Origin of the sequence: Pseudarthrobacter sp. J1763 (genome assembly GCF_050490295.1) — a bacterium.
Lineage (GTDB): Bacteria > Actinomycetota > Actinomycetes > Actinomycetales > Micrococcaceae > JBNPEO01.
Window position 1 is genome coordinate 357637 of sequence record NZ_JBNPEN010000002.1, and the last position, 11700, is coordinate 369336.

An 11700-nucleotide genomic window follows, 5' to 3' on the forward strand; every position below is an offset into this window, starting at 1 on the left:
TGTTTATCCTGCGGTGCTGCTCTGGCTAACCGATCCGCCAGGATTCAACGGAACGTAGATTCGGATCAGCGCGGCTTGATGGAGCGGGGTTCTGCACAGAGCACACAGAATCCCGGTAGTATCCCGGTAATGTCTTCGGCTGCTGCTGGAGTCAATGACCATGGACAAGGGGGAGCTTCCGGCGCGATGGCTGAACAGGACCTGGCAAATGCCGCAGCCTCCAAGCGGCTTGGTGCTAAAGCCTTGGATTGGGCTGGCCCCGTAATAGTGCTTGGCTTGGCCTTTGGCATTGGTATCAACTCGATCACCAGTACCTCAGCTGGTGGGTTTATCACCTACGACACCTCCTTATTGGTGCTACTTGGGTCCATCGGGATCGGCCTGACGCTGGCATACATCGTGTTCCAATGCATCTGGGAATCTGGTACTGGCAAGACCGTGGGCAATTCCATTTTGGGCTTGCGCACCACTGAATTTGAGGGCTATGCCCCGGGCGGCGGGCCGGTGTTTGTGCGCGGCGTCATTATGGGTGCCGGTGCGATTCTTGGTGTTATTGCAGTGGTCTTGAGCATAGTTTTTCAATGGTTCTCCATCGTGTTGTGGGTGGTAATCGGTACTGCAGTTATTGCAGCGGCGTGGGGAATCCTGACAGCAGTCTCGAACGCGTGGGATAGCAACGGAAAACGCCAAGGCTGGCATGACAAGGCCGCGAAATCCTTGGTTTTTGATGTTAAAGCCGGCCGTAACCCGGTAAACAGTGGTGGGATCGCAGGCCATTACAGCTTTGCTCCCTTGGACCTGCCTGCCGTGCGCGAGGTTAACTCACCGATACCAATGGCCCAGAATCAGGGCGCGCACAACTCCGGCGTACAGATCTCTGGCGCCCAAGATTCAGGAGTCCAGAGCGCAGCACGGGTCATTGACGCGCAACAACAAAGTGTCCACAACCCCAACCAATGGCAACCACCGGCGTTTATGCCGCCTGCCCCGCCGCAGACTGCTCAACAACCAGCAGCCCAACAGGATTTCGCTCCTCAAGGTTTCCAGCAGCAGGCTTCACCTCAGCCAGGCTTCGCCCCAATTGCACCAGCCCACCCGGACGATGACCTTGACCGAACCCGGATGAAGAGCGCGCCAGCACCCGTGGCAGGCGGCGTCGTTTATATTCGGCTCGACGACGGTAGGGAGCTGAGCCTCAACGGTTCGGCCCTGATGGGTCGAAACCCGGCAAGCTACGACGGCGAGACAGTGGACCAGCTTGTGGCGGTACCGGATCCGGGGCGCTCTATTTCAAAAACTCATCTGCACTTGCAGGTCGAAGCCAACGGGCTATGGGTGACGGACCGAAACTCAACCAACGGTAGTGGCGTCCAGCAGGCTGACGGCTCCAACATCGAGCTCACGGCTGGTCAACCATTTTTTGTTGTTGCAGGTTCGACCGTGACGTTCGGGGACCGCAGTTTTCAGCTAGGACAATCATGACTTCACAGCCAGACGCGGCAACACCCTCGCCCACCACGGAACAGCGCCATCCACAACTCCGTCTGACCTGTGGTTATGGCACGGACCGAGGGTTGCGTAGGGAACTCAACGAGGATTCGTTTGTTGCCGCAGATCCACTCTTCGCTGTAGCCGACGGAATGGGTGGCCATGAGGCCGGCGAGGTGGCTAGCGGTATGTGTGTGCGCGCTCTTGCTAGCTCCGACATGTTGACGGCGGGCCACCGAAACGCCACCGCCGCAGAGCTCCAGGAAGTAATTCTGCAGGCCGACGCCGAAATTCGCGAAGCCACGGGGGCCCGAGCCGGAACTACCCTCACCGGTGTGGTGGTAGTAGAACAAATGGGCATCCCTTACTGGCTTGTGATGAACATCGGTGATTCTCGGACGTACCGGTTGAGCCAAGGCGAATTCACCCAAATCAGTGTTGACCACTCTGAGGTTCAGGAACTCGTTGATGCCGGCGACATTACGGCGCAACAAGCGTCGGTGCACCCTCGTCGGCACGTGGTGACCCGCGCGGTAGGGACAGGCGACGAAACTGAAGCTGATTTCTGGCTGCTGCCCATCGATGAGGGCGATCGCATTATGGTCTGTTCAGACGGGCTTAATGGCGAGGTTTCGGATGATCACATGTTCCGCATTCTGAGCACTATTGGCCACCCCCAAGACGCTGTGGATGCCCTGATTCAAGCGGCGCTGCGCAATGGTGGACGCGATAACGTGACGGTGGTGGTAGTTGACGCCAAGGATGTGCTCAACGAGTCAAACGTCAGCACCACCGCCCCGCGTCACCGCCCCAATGATGACGACGAAGATACACTTCCGCGCAACGAGGTGGTGGATCTACACGCCTTAATGGGCGGCGACCGCGAGTTCGAGACCGGTCCATTGGAAAACGATCCAACTATGACCGAAAGCTCGACGACGGAAGCAGCAGCTGAGCCGAAGGATGAGAATAATGGTCAGCAGTAGCTACACCACGGGTCAGTGGTTTGCGATGGTGCGCGAGGGCCACGTAGTGCTGCTTGGTCCGAACACTGAGCCGAACATCATTGGCAAGATTTGGGAGCTGCTGGGCACGGCCCCCGAGGTTCATCAGATTCTTAATGGCGTCACGAGTAGTTTTGGCCGCGAACTCACCAGCATCCCGTCCTTCGCGATAGTTGATTTCCGTGACTCCTTGAGGGTTTTTCTGCGCGGGGAGATTGACCTCAGTGTCAGGCTCGAATCCGGCAGTGTTGAGCTCTCCGGGCGGCAAGTTACTACGTGGAGCGAACGGTGGCTAGCTCAGCCGATTTCCTTTGAGCTCAAGCCTCAAGCGGATTCTCAGGTGCCCGGTTCGGCGTCTCAGCTTGGCTACCTGCCACTGACCTTGCCACTGATAGAAGGTGTAGTTCGGCTTGCCGGGCTGAGCGTCACGGTACGCGTTGATGATGCTGCCACAACGGCATCTTCCCAACCTGCCGAAACTGATGAGTCTGCAGAGCTTGGCCTCACAGTTGTCCCTACAGGTCTCGACGAGGACGACGCTGAACTCGAGGAAGCCGGGCCTAACGAGGCTGGACGGGAGGAAGGTGAACCCGAAGTAGCCGACGGGGTTCACGATCAGGACCAGGGCATTGACGATGTCGCAGGGGAGTCTGAAACTACGGGGGAAACCCAGCTCCCAAGCACTCCGAGCTATGAACTCACCAGTTCCTATGATCACTTGTGGGAAAAAACTGTGGTTCGAAGTGTTGAAGAAGCCGCCGTTCGGCTTGATCCCGAGGCCGAGGAAGCCATCGCCACCGAAAGTGTTGAGGGTCAGGCCGAAGAGAATCTAAAGCCGACGGGTTCGCCTGACCGGCAAGCACCGGACCAGGAAGCACCGGCCCAGGAAGCAGCGCCGCAGGAAGCCGCGGTTCAGGTGCCGCCTGCGTCAGCGCACCCAGTACCTGCACCGCCTGCGGCCCCTCCGGTGGCTTCGGCGCCAAGCTCGGGGTTGATAGATTCCGTTCCATGGCTCCGCTCCAGCGCGCAGAACCCGGCCCAGGCTCCTCAAAATCTGGCGCCTCAAAATCTGGCTCCTCAATTACCGGCATACCCTGCACCGTCTCACGAATCCTTTCCGGCATTTGGCGGCCCTGCACCGGAAGATTCTGCTGACCCTGACCATGACGGTCAGACGATTATGAAAAGCGATCTCCAAAAAGACGCTCCCGAGCCCCAGCCGAGCCACCCAGCACCTAGCCAAGCCGCAACATCGAATGGCCCCTTGGTTCTGGCACGAGTGTGCACCAACGGGCATGCGAACCCGCCCCCGAACTCACGTTGCGCCATCTGCTCTGCAACTTTGGCTGCTGACGCTGTACAGGTGAGCCGCCCGTCCCTGGGCAAGGTGCGGGTGTCCACTGGTGAACTCATTGAATTGGACCAGTCCTTGGTGATTGGCCGCCAACCGTCCGTCTCCCGGGTTCAGAGCGGTACCATGCCACGGCTGATTCAGGTGGCCAGCCCCAGCGGTGATATCTCCCGTTCACACGCAGAGGTTCGCCTAGAAGGCTGGCACGTGATGCTGTGTGACCTCAAAGCCACCAACGGCACCGTATTGATCCGTGAAGGGCAGCCACCGCGCAGGTTGGGCCAAGGCGAAATGGCCATTGTGCTTGACGGCGATATTGCTGAACTAGGCGACAATGTTTCACTGCGTTTCGAGGAAATTCTGTGAGTTTAAAACGTCCGGCAGCACCACCCCCAGCAATTGCCGGATACCAGTTCATTTCAGTGCTGGGATCCGGCGGGTTCTCCGATGTGTACCTCTACCAACAGGACCGCCCGCGTAGAAAAGTAGCCGTCAAGGTTCTGCTCTCAGACCTCAAAACTGAGGGTGCTCGGCGCCGTTTTGAGTCTGAGGCGAACCTGATGGCGCAATTGTCCTCGCACCCTTACATCGTGACCATTTACGAAGCTGAAGTCACTGATGAGGGTCATTCCTATTTGGCGATGGAGTACTGCTCGCGGCCAAGTCTGGATGTCCGCTACCGGCGTCAGCGCTTTAGCGTGGATGAGGTTTTGGCAGTCGGAATTCAGGTGTCCTCTGCGGTGGAAACTGCTCACCGTGCTGGCATTGCGCACCGCGACATCAAACCAGCCAACATTCTGGTCACCGATTACAACCGGCCAGCGCTGACGGACTTTGGAATTTCCGGAACTCTCGGTGCTGATCAGGATGACGACGCCGGCATGTCCATTCCATGGTCGCCTCCAGAACAGTTTGTGGATGGCCCGGTTGATGGCGTTCAGGTGGATGTGTGGGCTTTGGGTGCCACCCTTTACACACTTTTGGCTGGGCGTTCTCCGTTCGTTTTGCCTGGCGCCGATAACTCCCAGGGGCAGTTGATTTCCCGGATTAGCACCGCGCCGGTGCCACGCTTGGGCCGAGCTGACGTTCCCGAGTCCCTCGAGCTTGCGCTTGCCACTGCCATGGCCAAAAACCCGGCGTCGCGGTACAGCTCGGCTCACGCTTTTGCATTGGCGTTGCAGCGCATTCAGGCCGAGCTGAATCTCTCCGTGACCCCTTTTGAGGTTTTGGAAGAAGCTTCCCAAGAGGAGCAGCACCCGGACGACGGCTTAGAGGAAACTCGGGTCCGTTCTATCGCTTCGATCGATCCGGATGCTGGGAACAGTTCACGGACCTTTCCTGCCCGCATTCAAGGACCGCAAGCGCCCACCGAGTCCAACACTGCGCCGGGCAAAGAAAGCGATGACTGGTCCCAGCGCACCATGCTCCGGGGGAGCGTGGGCGCTCAGACTCCACCATCGCAATCGAGCTACGAGCTCCAAGGACAGCCGGGGCAAGCGGCGTCTCCCGACGCGACTGCACCGGCAACAAGTTTCCGTAGCTCGGCCTTCAACCAGACTCCACCGGGCAGCCGCGAAGACCTGGGACCCGAGGTCGAGGCCACCATGGCCCGGCCAGCGCCCACAACTCAGCCAGCTGAAGTCACCGAAATTGACGAAGCTCAGCTCTTACGAACCCGCAAGCGCAACCGTTGGTTAGCGATCATTAGCGCAGCCGTGTTGGTCATCGCTGTGGTGGTAGGGATAGTGCTCGGTTCCACGGCTCCAGCACCAAAGGCTCAGCCAAATGAAACCGTGTCCAAACCACCGGCGGACCCGCTGGACAATGCCACAGTTCCTGACGTTGCTGGGCTTAAGGGTGCGCCAGCAGCCGGCGGAAAAGTGCTGTTCACTTGGAAGAACCCGGCCCCAAAAAACGGTGACGTCTTCAAATGGCGCACACTCACGGCAACCGGCGCTGGCGAATACGCGAACGTCAAAACGCCATCCATCACCGTTAAAGCCAATCCCGGCGCGCCAACCTGCATCCAGGTGATCATTGTCCGCACCGATGGCCAAGGTTCGCCAGAGGGGGATGACTCAAAAAAATGCTACCCACAGTAGGGCCAGCACAATCCGCCGCTACAACAATTGACGAATCGCAGCACCGGCTTTTGAGGAGGCAGTAAAAATGGGGGATCTAGCAATAGATTTTTGCGGCGAGTGGTACGAACCATCTGACGAGGACGTTTTTGAGATTGGCCGTGAAGGCGATCTAGAGGTTGACGACAACCCATACCTGCACCGGCGTTTTCTGCAGATCGCCCGCTACGACGGCATTTGGTGGCTCAGCAACGTTGGCAGCATGATTTCCGCCACCGTAGCCGATGGCTCCGGTGGAATGCAGGCCTGGCTCTCGCCGGGTGCGCGCATTCCTCTCGTTTTCAGCCACACCAACGTCATCTTCACCGCTGGACCCACCACCTATGAATTCGCGGTTCACGTCAAAACACCGTCCTTCCGGCAGGAAGCTCGAGACGACGACAGTGCGGGGGACACCACCATTGGTCCCGTGGTGTTTACCGATTCTCAAAAGGCACTCATTGTTGCCCTCGCCGAGCCAATGCTGCGCCGTGAAGGCACAGGGTTTAGCGCCATTCCGTCCTCGGCCGAGGCGGCCAAACGCCTCGGCTGGGCCCTGACACGGTTCAACCGAAAACTGGACAATGTCTGCGACAAACTTGACCGGGTTGGTGTGGTGGGGCTGCGTGGTGGTGGCGGAAAACTGGCCACCAACCGTCGTGCACGGCTCGTGGAACATTCAGTGACATCGCATTTGGTGACCAGCGATGACCTTTACTTGATCGATAAAATGAGGGGAATCGACGCCGAATGAAAATCCGGTTGACACTTCGGCGCGGAGCCGAGGAAACCAAGGACCTGGCCGTCACGGTTGACGGTCTGGCTACTGTCGCGGACATCGCCAGAGAACTATGGGCGGCTGACCCAAGCCGCAGAGGTACCCCGGCGCCGTCGAACTTATCCCTCACCATTGACGAGGCCTTCGTGGCCGGGGGAATGCGCGGACTCGTATTGGATCCGAAGGTCAACCTACTTGAATCCGGGCTGCGGCCAGGTTCGGTGGTGTCACTCACCCAAGTCAGTGACAAGTTCGCCCTCCCCGGCCGCAACCGCGGCCCCGCAGCCGCCACCTTGCGAGTTTTGACCGGGCCCGACGCCGGCAAGGAGTTTTCCTTGCCCAGCGGTACCAGTTACATCGGCCGCGACCGGGACGTAGACGTCCTACTCACTGACCCACTCAGTTCCAAACGGCACGCGCGCATTACCGTGGGCGACACAGTCGAAATTGTGGACACCAACTCCGCCAACGGATTGTTGATGGACGGCTTGCCCGTCACACGAGCCACCCTCAACTCCTCAGACACTGTGACCATTGGAGATTCGACTATTTCCGTGGTCACGCTCGGCAGCAACCCCGCCGCGGCACCGAACTCACCGCTCGTGGATTTTAACCGTTCCCCGCGCGTGGTCCCTCGATTCCCGGTCCGCAAACGAGTCCCGCCGCAGGGCCCCAAGCGCCAAGAGAACCAACCCTTTCCTTTTATCATGTTGGTGGTGCCGCTCATTATGGGCGCCGTGCTGTTCTCCGTGACACAAAACCTGCTCACCGTGGTGTTTATGGCCATGATGCCGCTGTTTATTGTGGGCCACTACGTTGACCACAAGATGCAAACCAAACGCGAGCACAAGCACCAGCTCAAAACGTTCCGGGAAGCCATGACGGCATTCCGGGAAGACCTCACCGAGCAGCAACACATTGAGCGTTCCGTGCGTTTGCAAGAGGCGCCAGCCGTGTCGGACACTGTGGACTCGATCTACAAACTTGGACCGCTCTTGTGGACACACCGTCCTGAACACCGCGGTTTCCTTGGTTTCCGCTTTGGATTGGGAACTGTTCCCTCGCGTGTGGTTTTTGACGAGGCTCAAGGTAATGAGACCGAACCGATTTACATGAAAGAAGTGCAGGACTGCATCAAACAGTTCTCCATGATCGAAGGTGTGCCGGTGGTTTCGCAGCTGCGCACGGCCGGTGCAATTGGCATTGCTGGTGCTCGCGGACTGGTGGACGGCGTTGCCCGCGGCATTGTGCTCCAAGCAGTCGGTCTACACTCGCCGGCCGAAGTGGTGGTGACGGCTTTGACCTCCGCACAATCCAGGGAACGGTGGAACTGGCTCCAATGGTTGCCTCACGTTGGTTCGGGCCACAGCCCTCTCAGCGGTGATCACTTGGCCGCCGGTTCGGCCGCCGGCTCAAGTTTGATCGCCCGGATTGAAGACCTGTTGGACCAGCGCGAAGCCGGTGCTAAAGAACCTCGCCCGCTGATGCGTGGGGAGCTAGCGAACGAGAACGGCGATCAACCGCCTGCCGTTTTGCCCACCGTGCTACTGATCGTTGAGGATGATGCCCCAGTAGACCGTGGTCGCCTCACCCGCGTTGTAGAACGGGGCGCGGACTCAGGCGTTCACGTCCTCTGGATCGCCTCCAACGTCCAACAACTTCCCGCCGCTTGCCGTGACTTTATGGTGGTCGACGGCGATAACGGCACCACCACCGGGCAAGTCCGTCTGGGCCGGCACACCTACCCGGTGAGCTGTGAAACCTTGGACACGGAATTGGCTGGACAACTGGCCAGGATGCTCTCCCCAGTAGTAGACGTTGGAAAGCCTGTGGCCGATGATTCGGACCTACCACGGGCAGTGTCCTACGCGACCTTGATTGGTAAGGACTTCCTCGACAACCCTGAAGCGGTTGCCGAACGCTGGACGGAAAACAACTCGGTTCATGCCACGGCCCGGCCCAACCGTAAGGACAACGGAAGCCTGCGTGCATTGGTTGGTTCCAAAGGTGTGGAACCGATGTACTTGGACCTCAAAAATGAGGGCCCGCACGCCTTGGTAGGTGGAACCACCGGTGCGGGTAAGTCCGAGTTCTTGCAGTCTTGGGTGATGGGTATGGCTGCCGCTTACAGCCCAGACCGAGTGAGCTTCCTCTTTGTAGATTACAAGGGTGGTGCTGCCTTCGCCGACTGCCTTCACTTGCCACACACAGTGGGCCTTGTCACCGATTTGTCCCCGCACCTAGTTCGCCGTGCACTGACTTCATTGCGCGCTGAATTGCACTACCGCGAGCACTTGCTCAACCGTAAAAAGGCTAAAGATCTTCTGGCCATGCAGCGAGAAGCTGACCCAGATGCTCCTCCGTACCTCATCATCATTGTTGATGAGTTCGCTGCCCTGGCCACGGAAGTCCCTGAATTTGTGGATGGCGTGGTGGACGTTGCTGCACGTGGCCGTTCATTGGGACTACACCTGATCTTGGCTACTCAGCGGCCCAACGGTGTGATCAAGGACAGCTTGCGCGCCAACACCAACCTTCGAGTGGCCTTGCGTATGGCTGACGAAGACGACGCCACTGACATTCTGGGAACCCCGATCGCTGCATACTTCGATCCCTCCATCCCAGGCCGTGGTGCGGCCAAGACAGGGCCAGGCAGGGTGCAAGGATTCCAGACTGGTTACGCCGGTGGCTGGACTACAGAGAAGCCACAACGGCCCCGCATTGACATCGTTGAGATGGCCTTTGGTTCTGGACCCACGTGGGAAGCGGAACTACCGGAAACGCCAGTCAAGGAAGAACCTGCTGGCCCCAACGACATCGCTCGGATGACTGAGAACATCGTTAAGGCGGCAGAATTTTTGGCCATTGAGCCGCCACGTAAGCCGTGGCTTAATGAACTTGCCACCACCTACGACTTCTCCAAGTTGCCAAACCCACGTACTGATGAACGTCTTCTTTTAGGTGTTGCGGATGACCCCGCCCATCAGGATCAGCCCACTGTATTTTATGAACCTGACCGGGACGGCAATATGGCCATCTATGGTACTGGAGGCTCTGGAAAGTCTGCCGCTTTGCGGGGGATAGCCATTGCCGCGGCGATTACCCCGCGTGGTGGCCCGGCACAGGTCTATGGCATCGACTGTGGATCTTCGGGTCTAAAAATGCTCGAAGAGCTCCCACACGTTGGTGAGATCTTGAATGGTGACGATGAAGAGCGAGTGGGGCGTCTCTTGCGAATGCTGCGGGACATTGTTGACGACCGTTCCGATCGTTTCTCTAAAGTCCGCGCGTCCACCATTGTTGAATACCGCAAACTGGCTCAGCGACCCGAGGAAAAGCGCATCTTCCTCTTGGTTGACGGTATGTCGGCATTCCGCGAAACCTATGAATACAGCCGGTTGTCCACGCTGTGGGACATGTTCTTGCAGATCGCCACGGATGGCCGTCCCTTAGGTATTCACCTCATTGTTTCCGGTGACCGGCCCAACTCTGTGCCGGCGTCGCTCTTGGCATCTATCCAACGCCGACTGGTGTTGCGGCTGTCCTCCGAGGACGACTACCTGACCATGGATGTGGCCAAAGATGTGCTGTCCTCGGCTTCGCCGCCCGGGCGAGGAATTTTGGCCGGGATGGAAGTGCAGCTTGCGGTGCTGGGAGGTAACTCCAACTTGGCGCTTCAGGCACGCGAAGTACACAAGCTTAGCGAGGCAATGCTGCGTCAAGGTGTAGATCATGCCCCGAGTATTGAGCGCTTGCCTGAGTCTGTGGACTTGGACATTTTGCCCGTAGGCGCGCTGGACCAGCCAGTTATTGGTGTGGACAACGAGACGCTGCTGCCCGCTGAGATTTTGGCCAAGGGGCCGCTGCTAGTGGCCGGTCCACCGGCTGCTGGACGTACCGTGGCCCTCGTGACCATGGCGTATGCGCTGCACCGGTCCAACCCGGCAACCGAGCTCATTTACATTGGATCTCGCCGCTCGTCCGTGGCCGGGCTCAAGGTGTGGAACAAGGTCTATGTGGGGCCAGATCAGCTCGATGAGGCTATTGAGGAGCTCATCGATTACTCCTCGGAAAACCCGGGCAAGCTGGCGATCTTCATCGAGGGCCTCACCGAGTTCACCGATTCTGTGGCCGAGCCGGGCCTTGAACGGTTGATTTCCACCTCGCTCAAATCCGAGCAATGGGTGGTGGGTGAATCGGAGACCTCAACCTGGTCGCAGGCATGGTCCTTGGCTCAACCCTTCAAGTCCGGCCGACGTGGTTTGCTGCTGAACCCTGGCGACATCGAAGGCGACAGCCTGGTCAACACGTCCCTAGGGAAGGTCAGCTCCGACTTCATTCCGGGCCGAGGCTACATTGTTGGCCGCGGAAAGGTACGCAAGATCCAAGTGGCGCTGCCACCAGAAAACCGCGGCTAACTCATCCAACTTACTTGCAATCTTGGCTGTTCCCAGAGCTGGGTGGGACCACAATTTCGGGTCAGTTGGGTGATGGGTTGTTGTGTATGGGTAGTGGTTCCCATCGACAGTGTGTGGGGCTGTGGGTAGGTTTTAGGTATTGGTTCTTCCGGAAATCGCCGGGAATCGTATGTGGGGGATACCGGCAGAAAAAGTTCGGTTCCGCAGATGATGAAGGAGTAAATGTTATGGCTATTTGGGGTGCAGATATTGCTCAGCTCAAGACTCTCGGTACGAAGCTGCAGGCTGGCTCGACGGCGATCACTGAGCAGAAGACCACGTTGACTAAGATCCTTGGTTCCACCGACTGGAAGGGCCCGGACGCTGACCGTTTCCGTAACGAATGGTCCTCACACCACGTACCGTCTTTGGCTAAGGTAGCCGAGGCTCTGCGTGAAGCTGGCCAGAAGGCAACCAAGAACGCTTCCGAGCAGGAGCAAGCTTCCCACTAAGTTCCACAGTGGGCGTAGGGCCCGGACCGTCAACACGACGATCCGGGCCC

At 58.5% G+C, this 11700-nt stretch carries 7 protein-coding genes; all 7 read left to right on the forward strand.

Annotated elements, in window-relative coordinates:
• Positions 1-129: 129 nt before the first annotated feature.
• Positions 130-1482, forward strand: coding sequence for an RDD family protein (locus tag ACQQCD_RS03550; protein WP_430267011.1), 1353 nt, complete (start codon positions 130-132; stop codon positions 1480-1482).
• Entirely contained in the window at positions 1479-2474 is a 996-nt protein-coding gene (locus ACQQCD_RS03555) for a PP2C family protein-serine/threonine phosphatase (RefSeq protein WP_430267012.1), read from the forward strand. The genes ACQQCD_RS03550 and ACQQCD_RS03555 overlap by 4 nt, the downstream gene beginning before the upstream one ends.
• Positions 2461-4209 carry an FHA domain-containing protein gene (locus tag ACQQCD_RS03560; RefSeq protein WP_430267013.1) on the forward strand — a complete coding sequence of 583 codons (1749 nt, stop codon included), beginning with the start codon at positions 2461-2463 and terminating at the stop codon, positions 4207-4209. The genes ACQQCD_RS03555 and ACQQCD_RS03560 overlap by 14 nt, the downstream gene beginning before the upstream one ends.
• The gene (locus ACQQCD_RS03565; protein ID WP_430267014.1) at positions 4206-5945 is read left to right on the forward strand and encodes a protein kinase domain-containing protein; all 1740 of its coding nucleotides are present in this window, start codon (positions 4206-4208) and stop codon (positions 5943-5945) included. The genes ACQQCD_RS03560 and ACQQCD_RS03565 overlap by 4 nt, the downstream gene beginning before the upstream one ends.
• A 67-nt stretch (positions 5946-6012) precedes the next feature.
• Positions 6013-6717: a hypothetical protein gene (locus ACQQCD_RS03570; protein WP_430267015.1), complete on the forward strand. Its 705-nt coding sequence runs from the start codon at positions 6013-6015 to the stop codon at positions 6715-6717.
• Positions 6714-11159 carry an FtsK/SpoIIIE domain-containing protein gene (locus ACQQCD_RS03575; RefSeq protein ID WP_430267016.1) on the forward strand — a complete coding sequence of 1482 codons (4446 nt, stop codon included), beginning with the start codon at positions 6714-6716 and terminating at the stop codon, positions 11157-11159. Before ACQQCD_RS03570 ends, ACQQCD_RS03575 begins: the two co-directional genes overlap by 4 nt.
• Positions 11160-11386: 227 nt before the next feature.
• Positions 11387-11650 carry a hypothetical protein gene (locus ACQQCD_RS03580; protein ID WP_430267017.1) on the forward strand — a complete coding sequence of 88 codons (264 nt, stop codon included), beginning with the start codon at positions 11387-11389 and terminating at the stop codon, positions 11648-11650.
• The last annotated feature ends 50 nt before the right edge of the window (positions 11651-11700 follow it).